The sequence below is a fragment of the Pedobacter paludisoli genome, assembly GCF_052344095.1.
In the GTDB taxonomy this organism is placed as follows: domain Bacteria; phylum Bacteroidota; class Bacteroidia; order Sphingobacteriales; family Sphingobacteriaceae; genus Pedobacter.
This window is the reverse complement of record NZ_CP179926.1, coordinates 3,362,099-3,380,999: the sequence shown is the minus strand read 5'-3', so window position 1 is coordinate 3,380,999 and position 18,901 is coordinate 3,362,099. Positions and strand designations below refer to the sequence as shown.

Sequence of the window (18,901 nt, the reverse complement as noted above, 5' to 3'; positions counted from 1 at the left end):
TCATGAGCACACTCAATCTTTTACGAACGAATTCTAACAACCAAGACTTTAGAGCCTTGGTTGTTTTGTTAGATGATTTTTTAAGTGAGATAGATGGCAAGGAACATGCTTTTTATGCTCAATTCAACAAAATAGATTTGCTTAACGAGGTAATCGTTGCCTACATCAAGAATGAACCGGTTGCTTGTGGTGCATTTAAAGCCTTTGATGAAGAAACTGTAGAAATAAAGAGAATGTTCGTGCAGGCTGACTACAGAAATTATGGCATTGCAACTCAAGTATTGCAAGCCCTTGAAAACTGGGCACAAGAACAAGGATTTAAATTTTGCGTGTTGGAGACCGGGCTTCGTCAAGAGGCCGCCATTGCGGTATATAAAAAAGCGAACTATCACATAATTCCTAATTATGGGCAATATGCAGGTATCGAAAATAGCGTTTGCATGAAAAAAGCCCTTAATTTTTAATAGCATGAAAATACGCGTAACCGATGCCGGAAGAAGATTTAACAAGGAGTGGATTTTCCGCCATGTAAATGCCGAACTTATTTCAGGTCAAAGTTATGCGCTGTTGGGACCCAATGGCTCCGGTAAATCGACGCTTTTAAGCTTGCTCTGTGGAGCACTATCTCCATCAGAAGGAAGCGTTGAATTTTTTGATGAAAAACTGATTCCTACCGAAAACATTTACCAATACATCAGCTTAGCTGCACCCTATTTAGAATTGGTTGAAACCTTTACGCTAACAGAATGTATCGACTTCCATTTTAAGTTTAAAGCGCTAATGCCCGGACTAAGCAAAGAAGAGGTAATTTCGATTTTGGGATTGGAAAAATCGGCACATAAAGAACTAAAATATTTCTCATCAGGAATGAAGCAACGTACCCGGTTAGCTTTGGCCTGTTGTGCAAATACACCGCTGTTATTTTTAGACGAACCTACGAGCAATTTAGACCTTCAAGGTATTGATTGGTACCGCAGCTTGATTGAAAAATATAGCAAAAACAAACTCGTTATCATCGGATCTAACCAATTGAACGAATATGATTTTTGTCAATCAAAAATACATATAACTGATTATAAATGATTTAACAGAAAAACAATCTTGCCCAAACCGGGTGGTTTGTCATCGAATTGTACTAAAAATATTTTTTTTCATAAATATTTTGCAATTGAAAAATTCTTCTTACCTTTGCACCACCAAAACGAAGAGGATTTAATTATTAAAATCTTCTATAAAAAAGGTAGTGATTTCTGTAGTAACAGAATAAAAATATATGCCGAAAGGCAACACAATTTTTTCATAGTTTAGTTTGAGGTTTAGGTTGATTATGCCTTCGGAGTGGTTCCCGAAGGCATTTCTTTTTTAGGACATTTTTCACGTGAAACATGCCTCCAAATTTTCTCTTTTCTAGAGGGCACTCTTAATCTTATAGCGAAAGCTTTGCTTACAATTTCTATTGAAAATTTATATTTTTGTTTAATTATCTAATACAAGAGTTTAATATAAAATGGCAAAAGCATCAGAAGTAAAAAGCGGGAATGCGCTCCGTTTTAATGGAGAATTGGTTAGTGTTGAAGAGTATATTCACCGAACACCGGGTAATTTAAGAGCTTTTTACCAAGCGCGCATGCGCAACGTAAAAACAGGCAAAATTGTTGAATATCGTTTCCGTACCGACGAAGAGGTTACCATTTGCCGTGTTGAAACAAACGATTACCAATACTTATACGAAGACGGAGACTATTTAGTTGTGATGGACAATGTTAGTTTCGAACAATTTAATATTCCTAAATTATTGTTTGGCTCTGCCCTTAAATTTTTAAAAGAGGGAATGCATGTTACCATTGCTTTTGAAAGCGATGAACCTATTGTAGCGCAACTTCCAAATAGTGTAGAATTGGAAATTACGTATTCAGAACCGGCTGTAAAAGGCGATACCAGTACCAGCGCACAAAAATATGCAACGGTTGAAACCGGCGCCGAAATTAGAGTTCCATTATTTATTAATCAAGGTGATAAGGTGAAAATAGATACCAAAACCGGCGAATACATGGAGCGCGTGAAATAAGTTTCATTGCTCAAAAACCTTGGCCTTCGAACGTATTCGAAGGCTTTTTTTATACGCGATATCTTTTGTACGCTTTCTAAAAACAGGCCTTACCCAACCGAGATGCACCGCACATACTAAACCCGGGTGGACGAATGCCGCGAGCGAAGGGAGATTGAAGGCGGGCGGCAGCAGGGAAAACGGGACTTTCGGAGCCGAAAAACCAGCAACGTTCTTTTCCTACAATCTAGAATTTAATTCTTTGAAATTATTTTTACCTTTGCCCTCATTAATAGGAATTAAAAACATCCAAATAGGATAAAATAATATGGCAAAAGCATCAGAAATAAAAACCGGAAACATCCTACGTGTAAACAACGAGTTAGTTACAGTTGATGAATGGAATCACCGTACACCGGGAAAAGGTGGCGCATTTTATACAGGTAAATTTCGCAACATTAAAACCGGTAGAATTGTAGAAGCACGAATGAATACGGATGAAGCCGTTGAAATCTGTCGTGTTGAAACAAAAGATTATCAATATTTATATGAAGATGGCGATTACTTAGTGGTAATGGACAACAACAGCTACGAGCAATTTAACATCGACAAAGCGTTGTTCGGCACAGCAATTCGTTTCTTGAAAGAAGGAATGAACATACTTGTTTCAATGGAAAGCGAAGAAGCTATTATGGCGCAATTGCCAAACTTTGCCGAATTTGAAATTACGTATTCAGAGCCTGCAGTAAAAGGCGATACGTCAACAAATGCCCTAAAGGCTGCAACACTTGAAAATGGTGTTGAGGTTAAAGTACCCATGTTTGTAAATCAAGGCGATAAAATTAAAATCGATACCCGCACAGGCGAATATGTTGAGCGTGTGAAATAAATTGAATACCTTATTTAAGAGCCTTTAGTTTTCTAAAGGCTTTTTTTGTGCTCGTTATGAATTTGACTTCCTTAGATTATGTACCTTTAAAGACATGCTCAAAAATCAAATTAGAAAAGAAGCCTTAAAAAACCGCTTGTTAATGCCTGAAGAGGAATACGATGCGCGGTGTCATGCGCTGCTTAAACAGTTTTCTTTACTCGATTTTAGCGCGATTCAGGTGCTGCATATTTTTATTCCGATTACCGAAAAGCGAGAGCCAAATACTTTTTTAATCATCGATTGGCTACAACAATACCATCCGCATATTCAAATAATTATTCCAAAAGCAGATTTTAAAACTTGTATGCTTTCTAATCACCTATACGAGGATAGAGCAGCTTTGCAAAAAAATGCTTACAATATTCTAGAGCCTTTAACCAATGTGATGTATTCGGGCCCAATTGACATGGTTTTGATTCCTTTACTGGCTTTCGACAAGCGCGGTTATCGGGTTGGATACGGTAAGGGTTTTTACGACCGGTTTTTAAAGAATATAAAGACTCAAAAAATAGGTGTATCTTTGTTTGATGTAATGGATTGCATTGACGATGTTCATGTGGATGATATTCGTTTAGATGCCTGCATTACCCCTACAGAAATCCTATTTTTTTAACAAAACAGTCATGAAAGAAATCGTCATTAAAACCGAAAAACAGTATGAAGAGAACATGATTGCCGTTTTTGAGCTTCAAGAGAAAGAAGAGCTTACCGCCGAGGATTTAGAGCAGATTGAACACATGTTAAAAGCGGGTGAAAAATATGAGCAGGAGCACTTATAGCTTATTTGCTTTTATAAAATCGGTTACCAAATAGGCGATTAATTTTGCCGTAAACTTACTTACTCTTCCATCTAGCATCCGTACCGCTCCTTCGCATACATGAAAGTAACTTATTTTTTTGTTGAGCGTTAAAATGAGCTTACGGATATCGTTTACCGCAAATCCGGATGGCGTTTCGGCGCTGGATAATACATTTTGAATACAATCTAAATCCAGCTCTAATCCTATTTCACTTTTCAATTTGTTGAACGCATTTTTATCCTCTTTCCCAACAAGGATATCCTCAAAAAAAACTGCACTTAGCTTCGGGCTAGATTCGATATGACTTAATATGGTTTCGTTGTTATAATTTTGATGCAAGCCATACATTAAATAGCCATCTAAATAGCCGTCGTGAATGGCCTGCGAAAAGCCATTTCCGCTGTGACGACCTTCCAGACTACGTAAATCAGCATGCGCATCGATATTTAACACATCGATAGGCTGTTCCTTTGCTAAAACCGTTCCCTTGATGATTGGGAAGGCGTTGTTATGCCCTCCTCCTATCACAATAGGCACTTTTCCGGCTTGTACAATTTTTTGAATGATGGGATAAACCAAATTGTCTATAGCTTTTACTTTCGCGCGTAAGCCTTCCAACGATAGATCTTTGGGCTCATCAATTTCAAAAGAACCTAAAACAAGGAGCTCATTCCCCTTCAAAAAACGGGTACTTTGGGTGTTTAAAATAGCGGTTAAACTGGTTTGCCAGGCGGAGGCTGCTCCTGCCATGCCGTTGTTTGCTCGCACGCCAATATCTTCGGGAATACCCAACAGCACAAAGGTCGCTTTAGAGGTGGCCAATTGTTCCCAATTAGCTAAAACTTGTACGCACTCGCCAAGTTTTTGTTCCCCATCACGCGGGATAATCCGCCGATTGATATCGCCTTGCGAATACAGTTTAAATCCGTCCATATTATTGAAGTTCTAACAAAACCGGGCAATGATCGGAATGAATGGCATCCGGCAATATTTTTACGTTCTTTAAACGTGGTTCCATTGCTTTTGTTGTCAAATGATAATCGATTCGCCAACCTAAATTTTTGCCTCTTGATCCAGCTCTAAAACTCCACCAAGTATAATGATGCGGGTCTTTGTTAAAATGACGGAAAGAATCGATAAAACCGTTATCTAAAAATAGTTGCATCCATTCGCGTTCTTCCGGTAAAAAACCTGAAGAGTTTGCGTTCGATTTGGGATTATGAATGTCGATAGCTTGATGACAAATGTTGTAATCTCCACTAATAATTAAATTTGGATATTCTTGTCGCAGCTGGGCTATGTAGGCATCAAAGAACTTCATAAATTCGTATTTTTTCCCTTGGCGTTCATCGCCGCTTGAACCCGAGGGCATGTACAAACTCATTAAAGAAAAATCATCAAAATCTGCTCGGATGATCCTTCCTTCTCTATCAATCCATTCTTCTCCGCAGCCTATTTCTACATGATTGGGTTTTATTTTACTAAAAATAGCCACGCCACTGTATCCTTTTTTTTCTGCAGGATGCCAATAGTGGTGATAACCTAACTGCTCTACGAGCGCAATTATTTCAGGTATTTGAATGGGCAAGGCTTTTACTTCTTGCAAGCAAACCATATCGGCATTGGTTGCTTGTAACCAGCCAAAAAAATTCTTTGTACTTGCCGAACGGATGCCGTTAACGTTATAGGAAATAATTTTCATGTATGTAATTGCCGTTTATGATAGCGGCTCAATTGTTTGAATAATTTGATTCGGGTTACTTTTTAGCCAATTCTTGTGCTTTAGCTAATTGCTTTTCTAATTTCTTCGCTTGCTTTTTGCTGAGAACGGTAATTTCCATCTTCACATCTTGTTCCGGACGGTCGTTTTTGTTTGTTGGCAGCGCGGCAATTTTATCAACCAATTCTAATCCGCTTACAATCTCGCCAAAAACGGTGTAATTCCGGTCTAAATGCGGGGTTCCGCCTAAGGTTTTGTATACCTCTCTTTGGGCTTGTGGAATTTGATGTTTTAACCTGTTTTTTTCTAAGTTGTCCAACTGTTCATCGGTGAAAACCTTTCCTTGCACAAGATAAAACTGGCAACCACTTGAGGCTTTTAAAGGATTTACATTGTCCCCTTCTCTTGCTGCTGCCAATACGCCTTTTTTATGAAAAAGACTATCGTTAAATTCGGCAGGGATGGTATACCCAACATCACCATTCCCCAACTCCTCACCTGGTTTTGCTTTCTTAGAGTCTGGGTCTCCCCCTTGAATCATGAAATTTTTAATCACCCGATGAAACAAGGTTCCGTTATAAAAACCCTTTTGGGTTAGTTTTATAAAATTGGCTGTGTGCAGGGGCGTTTCATTATAAAGCTTAATGATGCATTCACCATAACTGGTTGTAAGTTTAACATATTGATTTTTCGGCTTAGCGGCATAAACTGAAAGCACAGAAAAAGTGCAAAATAACAGCAATAATTTTTTCATTTGGATTGTGTTTGTTGCTAAATTAGGTAAATTTTGAAATTCGCTAAACATTTTATTGCATCTTCTAGTTTTTTTTGTTCTACCTTTGTATTCATGAAGTTAAAACAAAAAATAGCATTTTCTTTAGCCATATTTTATATGGTTAGTGTTATTGGTTTTGCTTTAAGCTTGCATTTTTGTGGAGGCAAATTAGAAAATGTACAGCTTTTCAGCCATGCTGTTTCGTGTAAACTTTGCAAAGACATCCCAGCTGAAAAAATCAAAGACGATGGCTGTTGTAAAAACACATCTGTTACCGTTAAAGTAAAAGATAGCCATCAAACGCAGATTCAATCGAAACTTCCAAAGCTATTCTCTATTGAATTGTTTTTTCGCCCGGTCTTTTTTAACATTGTTCAAAAACTACGCTCTGCATTTTTAACGCAGTTTAGCAACAAGGCCCCTCCGCTCTCCGCTAGGCTAGCGCTTCATCTTTTCAATTGCATTTTTAGAAATTAGGATACACCTGTTTTTCCTGTTTAAGAAGCACGAGTACGTCTTTTTAAAACAGGCAATAAACACATTGGCTTTTCATTTGAAAAGCTATATATCTCCAATTTTTAAAAATACAAATATGAAAACGCTAAAAATATTCAGCATTTTAATGCTATTCATCGCCGTACGTGTTTCGGCTCAACAAATTTCTACTGCCGATTTACAAGTAAACGGTTTAACCTGTTCGATGTGTTCTAATGCCACGCAAAAATCATTGGAAACACTCAATTTTATTGGCTCCGTAAAACCCGACTTAAACAAAAATATCTTTGTTTTAACATTTAAAACGGATAAAAGCGTTAATCTCGACCAAATATTAAACAAGGTAAAAGACGCTGGTTTTTCAGTAGGAAACTTAACGGCCATCTTTAAATTTAACGATGTTAAAGTAGATGATAAGGGTCAAGCTGTTGTGAATGGCACCGTATATCGCTTTAGTAATGTAAAAGGCAAAACACTGAGTGGAAATATAAAAGCAACTGTTATCGATAAGAATTTTGTTTCAAATGCCGAATATAAAAAGCGAGCCGCTGGTATGAAATCTGATGCGTACGCAAGCGGTACAGCCATCATTAATGGAAAGAAAACAAGAGTATATCACTTAAGTATTTCGTAATGATGAGCCGTTTTCTTGTTTTAAGCTTGTTTTTAATAGGCTTTTACAACCCCGTTTTCGCGCAAGAGCTTTACGTTTTTACCGAGCCGGCCAGCAATATGCCTAAAAACTCCATTGGTATTCGTATCACGAATGAAGGAATGAAAAATCCGAATTTCATGAATAGAACCATACCGGAAGTTATGTTTGGCATCAGCAAAAACCTAATGGTTCATACTCAGGCTTTTTTATCAGACATGGATGGAAAATATCGTTTTGAAGGCGCTAGTTTGTATGCGAAATATCGTTTTTTATCGCTCGATAATGCGCAAAGCCACTTCCGTGCCGCAGCCTTTGGAAGAATTAGTTCGAGCAAACGTGAAACCTTTAGCCGCGATATTAATTTAGAAGGCGATAACAAAGGTGTACAAGGTGGTTTAATTTTTACGCAACTGCTGCACAAGCTGGCCCTTTCGGCTACACTGGGTTATTCACATGCTTTTAACGACAATGATAAGCAGCGAGTAGCAATGCCAGAGCCGAACAACATGCTATCTTACAGCTTATCGTCAGGTTATTTGGTTTTACCCATTGTATATAAAAATTATGCACAACCCAATTTTAATATTTACGTAGAGGCATTGGGAAAAACAGACCCGAGCAGCGGGCAATCGTACTTAGATTTAGCCCCAGCTCTTCAAGTCATTATTAACAGTAAGACCCGTATAGATTTAGGTTATCGTTTTCAAACCTATGGGAATATAGAGAACCGCTACAACAAGAACATGTATCTTGTTCGAGCAGAATTTAATTTTTTTAATATTTTAAAATAACTTGATTGAAGGATGATTTTCAGATTCATCAAATTTCAAATAAAAACAAGCACATCATGAAAAAAGCACTTATTCTGATCGCATTTATTGCTTTCGCTACCACCAATTATAGTTTTGCACAGAGCAAAACCTCTACCGCGCTTAACCAAGTTTTAACAACTTATTACGCCGTTAAGAATGCTTTAGCTACCGATAAAAAAGATGTAGCCATTGAAAAAGCTAAAATTTTGGCTACAAAAGTTGAGGCAGTTCCGCATAAAGAATTCCCCGCCGACCAACACAACGTATGGATGGAACAATCGGCCATTATGAAATCGAAAATTGTTGAGCTTACCGCAGCGAAAGATATTAAAGCGGAAAGAAAAGCATTCGAAGGCATATCCAATGCCATGATTACATCGCTTAAAACAATTAAGTTTAATAATGCTACAACCTATGTTGAATATTGCCCTATGGCAAAAGCAAGTTGGTTAAACGAGAAAAAAGACATCGAAAACCCCTATTATGGCAGCATGATGTTTGATTGTGGAAGTGTAAAAGAAACCATTAAAGTCAACTAATGCGTTTGCACATTAAAAATATGGTATGCAACCGATGCAAAATGGTAGTTAAAGCCGAGCTGGAAAAGCTTGGATTTAACCCTTTGCAGGTTAAATTGGGCGAAGTAGATTTGCAAGAAAGTTTAGCTTCTGATGATTTCTTCAAAATAGAAAAGAGCTTAAAACCTTTTGGCTTCGAACTATTAAAGGATAAAAAAAAGCAGGTTTCAGAACAAATTAAGGTGGCAATTATTCAACTCATTCATGACCAAAACGCCCCTCTGAAAACCAATTTGTCCACCTATCTTTCCTCCTTACTTCATACAGATTACAACCAATTGAGTAATACGTTTACTGAAATTGAGCAGCAAACAATAGAACAATTTTTCATCAGTCAAAAAATAGAAAAAGCGAAGGAACTTCTGAGTTACGGAGAATTAACCTTAAGCCAAATAGCGAATGAACTTCACTACAGCAGTGTTGCGCACCTTTCAAATCAGTTTAAGAAAATAACTGGCATTACTCCTTCTGCGTATAAACAACATCCTCATAATGACCGTAACACCTTAGATTCGCTTAAGGTTTAAGCGGCTTTACTTTCTTACCTTACATCAATACAAAAAACAACATCAGCCTATACCTTTGTTCTTATAAAAAGGAACAAGGGTATGTCTACACTTTCTCAATTCAGAAACTTTACGCAAGGTCTGGCTCCGACAGCTTTAATGCCTGCTTTATTTATTGGCCATGGCTCGCCTATGAATGGCATTGAATTAAATGAGTTCAGTCAAAGCTGGATTGATTTAGCCAAACACATTCCAACCCCTTCTGCAGTATTGGTTGTCTCGGCACATTGGTACACGCCAGGCACTTTTGTTACCGCCATGGACTTTCCAAAAACAATACATGATTTTGGCGGCTTTCCTCAAGCCTTATTCGATGTGCAATATCCCGCGCCCGGCGATTCGAAATTGGCCCAAACCATTAAAGATAGCATTCAGGCAACGCCTGTTGAACTAGACCACGACTGGGGATTGGATCACGGTGCTTGGTCGGTTGTGCAGAACATGTATCCCAACGCAAACATCCCTGTTCTTCAGTTGAGCATTGATTATCGTAAATCGCCGAAAGAACATTTCGAAATTGCCCAAGAACTTTATGCCCTTCGAAAAAAAGGCGTATTAATTTTAGGAAGCGGTAACATTGTGCACAACTTACGCATGGTTAATTGGCAAATGATGCAGGGCGGAGGATATGATTGGGCTATCGACATCAACGAAAAGTTTAAAAGTTTAATTGCCAATGGCGATTATAACCCACTATTTAATTACCGTAATCTAGGGTCAGAAGCCTTGTTAGCCGTACCAACTCCAGACCATTATTTGCCTCTCATGTATAGCCTCGGAGTAAAAAATAAAAAAGACGATGTGTTGTTTTTTAACGATAAAGCCATTGGAGGCTCGTTAACCATGACTTCGGTACTGATCCATTCCTGATTTCCCTTGCAGGTTCAATAAGTTTTAGGCCAAAAAAGCTGTAAACTTTTCAGGAGATTATGTAAAACTGTAGCTGGGTTCAATGCGTATCTTTATTTCAAATTTTAAACGAATGACACATCACTATACCCTTACTGGAATGACTTGCAGCGGTTGTGAATATAAAGTAAAACACACCCTGATGGCTTTACCCGACGTTGAAAACGTGGAAGTTTCGAAAGATACGCAGAAGGCCACTATTACCATGCGCAAACATCTTAGCCTTGAAACCTTAAAAGAAACCTTGGCTGCAGCTGGCAGCAAATATCAAATTTCTAATGCCGTTGAGCAATTGGATGAAGATGCGCCAAAAACTTGGTTCGAGACTTACAAACCAATTCTCTTAATTTTTGGGTATGTTACTTTAGTGGCACTTATTGGTTCTTGGCAAAATAATAGCATAAGGCAAATGCTTTTCATGCGCATTTTTATGGCTGGCTTCTTCTTAACCTTTTCCTTTTTTAAACTGTTAAACCTTAAAGGTTTTGCAGAGAGCTATGCGATGTACGATTTAATCGCAAAAAAATTTAAAGGATGGGGCTTCCTATATCCCTTTATTGAGCTTGCCCTAGGTATTTCATTTGCATTAAACTTTGCCCCGGTTATCACCAATTGGATTACGTTGATTGTAATGACTGTAAGCATTTTAGGAGTCCTTGAAAGTGTACTTAACAAGAAAAAAATTAAATGTGCTTGTTTGGGTGATGTATTTAATTTACCCATGAGCACGGTAACCATTGTGGAAGATGCCTTGATGATTGCGATGAGCGGATACATGCTCTTCCTATTTTAAACGAGCTATTTTCGCACGTAAGAAAAAGGGATTTTTCGGGTAGTATCCTGAATTTTCCCTTCAATCCAAGCCTGCAGAGTATCCTTTCCCATGTTTTGATACGCTATCCGTTGCGGAAAATCGTGTTCAGGGTTTTCAAAAATGTAGACCTGATTTTCTACCGAAACAAGTTTAAAGTTTGTTTTCCCTTTGTTGTGCTCTTGAAATCCGGTTACACAAAAATGAAACACTTTATCAATTTTTTTGAGAATCACCTCTTCTTCCAACAAGCTATCTCCATTCTCGGTGTGCCGATAACTCCGACCTATTAAACTATCTTTTTGCTTAATCCAATGCTCGGTAATTTTACCAGTCTTGGTTTTCATTTCCCAATGCCCCACAAGAAAGTCAAACTGGTTTATTTCCTTTTGAGCAAATAAAGTAACTGAGAAAAGCATCCCCAATACTAATAGTGGTATAATTTTTTTCATTTTATCGTATTTGTAATGTGTGCTACATGATGTTTTCCGTGCCAAGCGTAGGTGCCAAGCATGTTGGCTAAACTTAACTCTTTTCCGATAGCGGGATGAATATACGTACGCTGAAAATCGGCTATGCTTAACCCTTTCAGAAAGACTACCAAGCGTTTATGCAAGGCCTCTAACAAGGCCAATGACAGCTCGATATCTCCATTTTTAGCCTCATCTGTTTCTGCCCAACGCTCTTCATAATACGGTCTGATCACCGGAACCTCTTCTGTAACAGCTTGTTTAAAGCGAATATACGCATTCACATGGCTATCGGGCAAATGATGCACTACTTGTCGCAGCGTCCAGCCTTCGGGGCGATAAACCTGATTCAACTGTTCGTTGCTGAGCCCCTTCGTTGCCGCTCTCAACAAACTGGGTAAGGTTTCAATTTCATCTATCCAAGCCGCTGCTTGTTTTTCATCAAACACAGCCGGCATTTCAAATTTTCCTATGGGATATTTTAACTTTTCAATGTCTATCATAGCGTGTACTACATCCATTTTTTAAAAAAATTCATTAATGATTTCTTCTTTTCGTAGGGAGGATACGCCAGCTTACTTAATCCCAATTTTGATTGAAATAAAACTGCGCGTTCATGCGAAAAACTCTTAAACCCATAAAAGCCATGACACGAACCTGTCCCGCTGTTATTAACGCCGCCAAAAGGCAAATTTGAATTACTGATATGAACCAAGGTATCGTTTACACACGTTCCGCCGGCACTGGTTTCTTGAATAATTTTTTGCTGAATATTTGAATCGTTGCTCATAATATAAAGCGCCAAAGGCTTTTCTTTTGAATTAATCAGTTCAATTGCTGCCGAAAGCTCCTTATAACGAATAATGGGTAAAATAGGGCCAAATATTTCCTCTTTCATAATTGGATTTTCAGCGTCTACTCCCTTTAAAATAGTGGGTTCAATGGTTAAATCCAATTCTTCATACTTGCCTCCTACAACCAAAGTCGCTCCCGCCAACAACGCCTCATCCAATAAATTTCTTATCCTATCAAACTGTTTTCGATTAATAATCTTACCGTATTCGTCCTTATTTAAAAGCCCTTCTTCATAAAAAAACTGTTGAATGATATCCTTAGAATGCGCTACAAATTTGGATTCAATTTTCTCATCAATTAATACATAATCGGGCGCAATACAGGTTTGTCCAGCATTTAAAAACTTACCCCAAATAATTTTTTGAGCTGTTTTTTCTATATCAGCGCTTGCATCAATAACCGCGGGCGATTTTCCGCCAAGCTCTAATGTCACAGAGCTTAAATTTTTCGCAGCAGCAGCCATTACAATTTTACCAATGGCTGGACTCCCCGTAAAGAAAATATGATTAAAAGGCAAGGCTAGCAACTGAGTAGAAATGGACGCTTCGCCTAAAAAACAGGCTACCTCTTCTAGACGAAAGGTTTTTTCAATTAATTTTGCCAGTACGACTGAGGTAGCCTCGCTCAGTTCAGAAGGCTTTAACATGGCGGTATTTCCGGCAGCAATGGCCGAAACGAGCGGACTCATCATCAACTGGAAAGGATAATTCCATGGGGCAATAATTAAGCATGTTCCTTTGGGCTCGTAATATACTTTACTTGATGCGAAGATATTCATGAGGTTACGCGCCTTTGCCAGGGGCTTCATCCATTTTTTGAGGTTTTTTATCGCAAAATCGATTTCAGAATACGTAAAAAACACCTCGGTTAAGCCGGCCTCAAATCTACTTTTGCGCAAATCTTTTTCCAATGCAGCAAAAATTTCTTCTTCGTGTAGCTGTATGGCCTCCTTTAATTTCTTCAAGCTCGCAATTCGCTCGGCAGCCGTCGATTTTCTCAATTCAATGGCATGCTTTTGCTGTGCCTCAAAAATTTCTTTCATTTTCTTTTCCATTCCTATCAATAACACTTTTAGCCACGAATGGTTCTTCGCATAAATTTAGTTAAAAGAATTTCTATTCATTAAAATTTCATTGATTTAAAGCATATTGCAGATAATTTACATTTTACGCATGAAGAAACTATTTTTTGCCCTCTTTTTTTTCATCCCAAACCTATTATCCGCTCAAACGCTAAAAACCGATGTATTGGTTATTGGCAACACAGATGCCGCGTATGCAGCAGCTTTGCAATCCGTAAAATCGGGGGTAAAAACCGCGCTCATTACGCAAAATATTCCTTTTGATATACAAACCAAAAAAGCAAATAAACCCGCATTGACCCAACAACTCTATGATGATTTTGCGCACATGAAGGTGCTTTCTGAACAAGTTATAGTGGTACAGAAAAAGAAAAAAAGCAAAACACCAACGAACAAAATTGATAGCGCTACGCTATTAACGATGCTTGATAAAACCAACTTTACAACACTAAAACGTTCTGGGAATAGCTGGGAAACCAAACTGGGCGATGGCCGTTCTTTAAAAGCACGTGTTTTAGTTTTCGCCGCAGATGTTGACCTATTGCAAAAAGAATTAAAAATATCCGATTTAAAACCCGCTGCTGTTATCCCCTTTGGTTATGAAGAAAATTTATACCGAACAAGTTTAGCTGGCGTGGCTGATAGCAATCTTTATTTACCACTTCGTGCGCTTTTAATACCCAATCAGGAAAACCTGTTGATTATCTCGCCCAACAGCAATTTACATGTTGGCCGAGCCGTAGGAGCGACAGCTGCATTTGCCGGCTTTTACGATACCAAAACCAGTTTATCAAATTTAAAGCAAATCCAAGGCGAATTACTCGCGTACAAAAATCCGCTCGTTCCTTTTGCAGATATTTCCTTAACCGATTCCAACTGGCTTGTGATACAAAAGATTGGGGTTACGGGTATTCTAAAAGGCGAAATAAAAGAAGGAAAGAACTTCTTTCACCCCGACAAAATCGTGCGCTACGATGAAATTAATCAGCCCCTAAGAGATTATTACTATAAGGCTCAAATCTGGCTCGACGACCATCAAAACGCCCCTATCACCTTGGAAAACACGATATCCATGATTTCCTATGTTGGCAATAAAGCAGAAGCAGCCACCAAAACGGAACTCCAAAAAAAATGGAACAAAACCTATAAGTTAGCTAGCCAATTCGACTTAAAAAAGGAACTTACACGGCGTGAATTTTCGGTTATCCTAAACGATTATCTTTATCCATTTGATAAAATTAATGTAGATAACACGGGTCGTATTATTCGATAATATTCGATTCTCATACATTTACGAGCAAAAAGATGTAAGATTTCTATTTCAATTGATTAAAAGGCTTGTGTTTTGTTAAATTGCATGACCAAACCAATATTCATGAAGAAATATTTCCTTTTCTTGCTTCTTTGTTCGGGTGAATATGCCTTTTCGCAACAATTAGCACCCTTAACCGTAGAAAAAATAATGCGCGACCCCAAATGGATGGGAGTTTCTCCGAGCAATTATCGCTGGTCTGCTGATAGTAAAACCCTTTACTTTAATTGGAACCCGGAAAGAAAAACCAAAGACGAGCTATACAAAACAAGTCCGGGCACAAATAAAGCGAACAAAGCTGCCGATAAAGAAGACGAAAAATTACTCGCGCCCGATTACACCTACTCCAAAGACCGTTCATTAGCGCTTTATGAAAAAGGTGGCGACATCTATTTGAAAAACGTTAAAACACAAAAAGAAACGCGCCTAACCAATACCGTTGAGCGCGAGAGCAATCCGGTGTTTCTATTGGACGGAAGCATTGTATTTCAAAAAGAAAACAATCTTTATTCAATCAATTTGCAAACGGCGCAAACCAAGCAACTAAGCAATTTTATCGCGGGAAAAAGACCTCCTCGTGCTGAAACAAAAGTGCTTGGCGAACAAGATAAATGGCTAAAAGAACAGCAAATCGATTTATTTGACATTATTAAAAAACGCAACGAAGAGAATAAAAATGGTGGACGCGGACAAGGTGGACGCGGTCGTTTTTCGATGGCCTCAGCCGACACAAAAACCATCAAAGAAGTTTACCTGAACGATGCATTTTTAAGTAATTTAAACATCAGTCCAGATGGGCGCTACATAAGTTATCGCCTAAGCAATCCTGCTTCTAGCAACCATAACACCATCGTACCCAACTATGTAACATCAAGCGGATACACCGAAGATATTCCCGGTCGTACTAAAGTGGGTGAAAACGAAGGTAGTAGTCAAAATTTTATTTTAAACACGCAAAAAGATTCGGTTTACAAAATACAAACGGCTTCTATTGCGGGCATAAAAGATTTACCTGAATATTTTAAAGATTATCCGGCCAAACTGGATAGCCTAAAAAAGAAAAACGACGACAGACCCGTTACCTTAACCAGCCCAACTTGGAACGAAGATGGCAGCATAGGTATCAGCACTGCGTATTCCGCAGATAATAAAGATAGATGGATTTTAAAAGTAGATGCCACTACCGGAAAATTAAGCACCTTAGATAGACAACACGACGAAGCTTGGATTGGCGGTCCAGGTGTTGGCGGATTTAATGGGGCCATTGGTTGGCTTGATAAAAACAGATATTACTTTCAAAGCGAAGCTTCGGGCTATTCGCATATTTATGTTGTAAATGTTGCCACAGGCGAAAAAAAACAACTAACCAACGGAAATTGGGAAGTACAGAGCCTACGCCTATCGAAAGACAAAACTACCTTTTACTTTAGCGCAAATAAGGAACATCCCGGAATCACCAATTACTTTAAAATTAGTGTAAACGGTGGCGAGCCCATTCAAATTACAAGCATGAAGGGTCTAAACGAAATCACCCTTTCGCCCGATGAAAAATGGTTAGCCATTAATTATTCTTTCATGAATAAACCCAACGAGTTGTATTTACAAGAAAATAAAGTGGGTGCCAAAGCCGTAAAAATCACGAGCTCAACCACTGCCGAATTTGACTCTTACAAATGGCGCGAACCGGAGTTGGTTTCTTTTAAAAATCGCTATGGCGATGACGTTTACGCCCGTATTTACAAATCGGAAAAACCCGCAGCGAGCCATCCCGCAGTAGTTTTTGTACACGGAGCAGGCTACTTACAAAACGTGCATTACGGTTGGAGTACTTATTTCCGCGAATACATGTTTAACAATTTACTGGCGGATAATGGGTATACTGTTATCGATATCGACTACACCGCAAGCTCGGGTTATGGTCGCAACCACCGCACCGGTATTTATCGCCACATGGGTGGAAAAGATTTGACCGACCAAGTAGATGGCGTTAAACTTTTGGTAGACAAATACGGTGTAAACCCTAAAAATGTTGGCTTGTATGGTGGCTCATATGGTGGTTTCATTACCTTAATGGCTATGTTTAATCAAAGCGAAACGTTTAAAAGCGGTGCAGCATTACGCTCCGTAACCGATTGGGCACATTACAACCACGGCTACACCTCTAACATCTTAAATGAACCTTTTAATGACCCAATCGCGTATAAACAAAGCTCTCCTATTTATTTTGCTGACAAATTGAAAGGAAATTTATTAATGGCGCACGGAATGGTAGATGTAAATGTACATTTTCAAGATATTGTTCGCTTATCACAACGTTTTATTGAATTGGGGAAAAACAACTGGGAACTAGCGATTTATCCGGTAGAAGACCATGGATTTGTTGAACCCAGCAGCTGGACCGATGAATACAAACGCATTTTCAAGCTGTTTGAGACAACGTTAAAATAATTTTTCGAAAAAACAATAACACGCTAAACCTCAACCAAATAATACTGGTTGAGGTTTTTCTTTATTCGCTTAAAAATAAATAAAAACTATTAGCCTTATATTAAATATAGTTTTTAACTATATACGCATCAATAATAACGATTAAACACCCCTTGATAGGCACGTATTGAAGCTTTATCTTTGTAAAAAAAATAAATAATTATGGCTTTAGTAGGAAAAAAATTCCCAAGTGTTAGTATAGATGCTATGTCTGAAATGGGTGACGATTTAAAAATCAACATCTTTGAAGAAGCAGTAAACAAAAACAAAAAAGTATTATTATTCTGGTATCCAAAAGATTTCACTTTTGTGTGTCCTACTGAATTACATGCTTTCCAAGCTGCATTACCTGAATTTGAAAACAGAAATACCATTGTAATTGGTGCTTCTTGCGATACAAACGAAGTTCACTTTGCTTGGTTAAACACCCCTAAAGATAACGGAGGAATTGAAGGTGTTACGTATCCATTATTAGCTGATACACACAGACATTTATCGAATATCTTAGGTATTTTAGATCAAGATGTAGAATATACAGAAGAAGGCGAAGAAATTTTCACAGGTTCGAATGTAACGTATCGTGCAACGTATTTAATTGACGAAACTGGTAAAGTTTTCCACGAAAGTGTAAACGATATGCCTGTAGGTCGTAACGTGAAAGAATATTTGCGTTTGATTGATGCGTATGCGCACGTTCAAACACATGGTGAAGTTTGCCCTGCAAACTGGGAAGAAGGTAAAACAGCGATGAACGCAAACAGAACTGGCGTTGCTGAATACCTAAGCGCGAACTAAGCAAAAGCTTAAAAAATACGGATGACATTTCATACATCCGATAGTGTCAAACTGAACTTGCCTGACTTAACTGGCAAGTTCAATTTGACATGCAAACAATCTCTTATTTAATCATTTGACTATGCGATTTCTGAACTTGCACAATACTAAAAAGTACTGTGATTGCATAGCTATTAAATTATAATTTATGTTTTTAGAATTAACAGAAGATAATTTAGACCAATACCTTTCATCAAATCAAAAGGTAATGGTTCAGTATGCAGCTTCGTGGTGTGGCAATTGCCGTATTATGAAACCAAAGTTTAAAAAATTAGCAGCAGAAAATGAAGATGTTGCCTTTTTAATTGTTGATGCCGAGAAATTTCCTGAGTCAAGAAAATTTGCGAAAGTAGATAATTTGCCAACTTTTGCAGCTTTTGAAAATGGTAGTTTAGTAGAGCAATCGCAAACCAACAAAGCAGAAGTTTTATTTGAGTTATTTAACAAAATAAAATAATGAAGATTCCTATTATTAGACAGCTGTTTGAAAACAGCCAACCAGAACAATTAGAAGCTACATTAGAGGTTTTAGAGGCTTTCTGTGAGTTTAGAGGTGTACACGAGAATGAAATTGACCTTGCTGGCGAATTAATTACCAATATATGTGGTGCCTTAGAGGTACATCAAATGGTAAAAGATGGCGCAACGGAAAAAGATGCCCTAAATGCTTTTGGAAAAAAAGTAATGGGTTCTATCGATCGATAGAAAACCAATCTTTATAAAAAACAAAACCCTTGTAAATGAAAATTTGCAAGGGTTTTTT

24 protein-coding genes are annotated in these 18,901 nt (G+C 38.1%); 18 read left to right on the top strand and 6 right to left on the bottom strand.

Annotated elements, in window-relative coordinates:
• The first annotated feature begins 2 nt into the window (after positions 1-2).
• The 6 genes from ACJVDK_RS13925 to ACJVDK_RS13900 all read left to right on the top strand — a co-directional run bounded on the left by ACJVDK_RS13925 (position 3) and on the right by ACJVDK_RS13900 (position 3,757).
• Entirely contained in the window at positions 3-464 is a 462-nt protein-coding gene (locus ACJVDK_RS13925; protein ID WP_443937278.1) for a GNAT family N-acetyltransferase, read from the top strand.
• Positions 465-468: 4 nt separating this feature from the next.
• On the top strand, positions 469-1,083 hold the full coding sequence (locus ACJVDK_RS13920; RefSeq protein WP_443937277.1) for an ABC transporter ATP-binding protein: 615 nt from the start codon (positions 469-471) through the stop codon (positions 1,081-1,083).
• Positions 1,084-1,507: 424 nt separating this feature from the next.
• Entirely contained in the window at positions 1,508-2,068 is a 561-nt protein-coding gene (gene efp, locus ACJVDK_RS13915) for an elongation factor P (protein ID WP_443937276.1), read from the top strand.
• Positions 2,069-2,375: 307 nt separating this feature from the next.
• Positions 2,376-2,936: an elongation factor P gene (gene efp / locus ACJVDK_RS13910; protein WP_443937275.1), complete on the top strand. Its 561-nt coding sequence runs from the start codon at positions 2,376-2,378 to the stop codon at positions 2,934-2,936.
• Positions 2,937-3,030: 94 nt separating this feature from the next.
• Complete coding sequence (locus tag ACJVDK_RS13905) at positions 3,031-3,591, top strand: 5-formyltetrahydrofolate cyclo-ligase (protein WP_443937274.1); 561 nt, start codon at positions 3,031-3,033, stop codon at positions 3,589-3,591.
• Positions 3,592-3,601: 10 nt separating this feature from the next.
• Positions 3,602-3,757, top strand: coding sequence for a hypothetical protein (locus tag ACJVDK_RS13900; RefSeq protein WP_443937273.1), 156 nt, complete (start codon positions 3,602-3,604; stop codon positions 3,755-3,757).
• Here ACJVDK_RS13900 and ACJVDK_RS13895 read toward each other — a convergent pair.
• The 3 genes from ACJVDK_RS13895 to ACJVDK_RS13885 are packed head-to-tail and all read right to left on the bottom strand — an operon-like array spanning position 3,752 to position 6,252.
• Positions 3,752-4,711 carry a formimidoylglutamase gene (locus ACJVDK_RS13895; protein ID WP_443937272.1) on the bottom strand — a complete coding sequence of 320 codons (960 nt, stop codon included), beginning with the start codon at positions 4,709-4,711 and terminating at the stop codon, positions 3,752-3,754. The genes ACJVDK_RS13900 and ACJVDK_RS13895 overlap by 6 nt on opposite strands.
• A 1-nt stretch (position 4,712) precedes the next feature.
• Entirely contained in the window at positions 4,713-5,480 is a 768-nt protein-coding gene (locus ACJVDK_RS13890; protein WP_443937271.1) for an exodeoxyribonuclease III, read from the bottom strand.
• Positions 5,481-5,535: 55 nt separating this feature from the next.
• Positions 5,536-6,252, bottom strand: coding sequence for a peptidylprolyl isomerase (locus ACJVDK_RS13885; RefSeq protein WP_443937270.1), 717 nt, complete (start codon positions 6,250-6,252; stop codon positions 5,536-5,538).
• A 93-nt stretch (positions 6,253-6,345) separates the two neighbouring features.
• On the opposite strand from ACJVDK_RS13885, the gene ACJVDK_RS13880 reads away from it, so the two are divergent.
• The 7 genes from ACJVDK_RS13880 (at position 6,346) to ACJVDK_RS13850 (ending at position 11,081) form a co-directional block, all read left to right on the top strand.
• Positions 6,346-6,750, top strand: coding sequence for an HYC_CC_PP family protein (locus ACJVDK_RS13880; RefSeq protein ID WP_443937269.1), 405 nt, complete (start codon positions 6,346-6,348; stop codon positions 6,748-6,750).
• Positions 6,751-6,865: 115 nt separating this feature from the next.
• Positions 6,866-7,402 (top strand): heavy-metal-associated domain-containing protein, encoded by a 537-nt coding sequence (locus ACJVDK_RS13875; protein ID WP_443937268.1) that lies wholly within the window; start codon positions 6,866-6,868, stop codon positions 7,400-7,402.
• Between the two features lie 2 nt (positions 7,403-7,404).
• Positions 7,405-8,214 carry a hypothetical protein gene (locus tag ACJVDK_RS13870; protein WP_443937267.1) on the top strand — a complete coding sequence of 270 codons (810 nt, stop codon included), beginning with the start codon at positions 7,405-7,407 and terminating at the stop codon, positions 8,212-8,214.
• Positions 8,215-8,270: 56 nt separating this feature from the next.
• Positions 8,271-8,774, top strand: a complete 504-nt coding sequence (locus ACJVDK_RS13865; RefSeq protein WP_443937266.1) for a DUF3347 domain-containing protein — start codon at positions 8,271-8,273, stop codon at positions 8,772-8,774.
• Positions 8,775-8,815: 41 nt separating this feature from the next.
• Positions 8,816-9,340 (top strand): helix-turn-helix domain-containing protein, encoded by a 525-nt coding sequence (locus ACJVDK_RS13860; protein WP_443937265.1) that lies wholly within the window; start codon positions 8,816-8,818, stop codon positions 9,338-9,340.
• Between the two features lie 81 nt (positions 9,341-9,421).
• Positions 9,422-10,249 (top strand): 4,5-DOPA dioxygenase extradiol, encoded by an 828-nt coding sequence (gene ygiD, locus ACJVDK_RS13855; RefSeq protein WP_443937264.1) that lies wholly within the window; start codon positions 9,422-9,424, stop codon positions 10,247-10,249.
• 112 nt (positions 10,250-10,361) lie between these two features.
• Positions 10,362-11,081: a heavy-metal-associated domain-containing protein gene (locus tag ACJVDK_RS13850; protein WP_443937263.1), complete on the top strand. Its 720-nt coding sequence runs from the start codon at positions 10,362-10,364 to the stop codon at positions 11,079-11,081.
• A gap of 5 nt (positions 11,082-11,086) precedes the next feature.
• On the opposite strand, the gene ACJVDK_RS13845 is transcribed toward ACJVDK_RS13850, so the two are convergent.
• The 3 genes from ACJVDK_RS13845 to ACJVDK_RS13835 are packed head-to-tail and all read right to left on the bottom strand — an operon-like array spanning position 11,087 to position 13,466.
• Positions 11,087-11,551 (bottom strand): DUF6265 family protein, encoded by a 465-nt coding sequence (locus tag ACJVDK_RS13845; RefSeq protein ID WP_443937262.1) that lies wholly within the window; start codon positions 11,549-11,551, stop codon positions 11,087-11,089.
• Positions 11,548-12,090, bottom strand: a complete 543-nt coding sequence (locus tag ACJVDK_RS13840) for a YfiT family bacillithiol transferase (protein WP_443937261.1) — start codon at positions 12,088-12,090, stop codon at positions 11,548-11,550. Before ACJVDK_RS13840 ends, ACJVDK_RS13845 begins: the two co-directional genes overlap by 4 nt.
• Complete coding sequence (locus ACJVDK_RS13835) at positions 12,081-13,466, bottom strand: aldehyde dehydrogenase family protein (RefSeq protein WP_443937260.1); 1,386 nt, start codon at positions 13,464-13,466, stop codon at positions 12,081-12,083. The genes ACJVDK_RS13840 and ACJVDK_RS13835 overlap by 10 nt, the downstream gene beginning before the upstream one ends.
• Positions 13,467-13,596: 130 nt before the next feature.
• Between ACJVDK_RS13835 and ACJVDK_RS13830 the strand changes: the two genes are divergently transcribed.
• The 5 genes from ACJVDK_RS13830 to ACJVDK_RS13810 all read left to right on the top strand — a co-directional run bounded on the left by ACJVDK_RS13830 (position 13,597) and on the right by ACJVDK_RS13810 (position 18,843).
• A complete protein-coding gene (locus ACJVDK_RS13830) occupies positions 13,597-14,778 on the top strand; it encodes a hypothetical protein (RefSeq protein WP_443937259.1) in 1,182 nt (393 codons plus the stop codon).
• A 102-nt stretch (positions 14,779-14,880) separates the two neighbouring features.
• Complete coding sequence (locus tag ACJVDK_RS13825; RefSeq protein WP_443937258.1) at positions 14,881-17,265, top strand: prolyl oligopeptidase family serine peptidase; 2,385 nt, start codon at positions 14,881-14,883, stop codon at positions 17,263-17,265.
• 201 nt (positions 17,266-17,466) lie between these two features.
• A complete protein-coding gene (locus ACJVDK_RS13820; RefSeq protein ID WP_443937257.1) occupies positions 17,467-18,099 on the top strand; it encodes a peroxiredoxin in 633 nt (210 codons plus the stop codon).
• A gap of 187 nt (positions 18,100-18,286) precedes the next feature.
• On the top strand, positions 18,287-18,595 hold the full coding sequence (locus tag ACJVDK_RS13815) for a thioredoxin family protein (RefSeq protein ID WP_443937256.1): 309 nt from the start codon (positions 18,287-18,289) through the stop codon (positions 18,593-18,595).
• On the top strand, positions 18,595-18,843 hold the full coding sequence (locus ACJVDK_RS13810) for a DUF6952 family protein (RefSeq protein WP_443937255.1): 249 nt from the start codon (positions 18,595-18,597) through the stop codon (positions 18,841-18,843). The genes ACJVDK_RS13815 and ACJVDK_RS13810 overlap by 1 nt, the downstream gene beginning before the upstream one ends.
• The last annotated feature ends 58 nt before the right edge of the window (positions 18,844-18,901 follow it).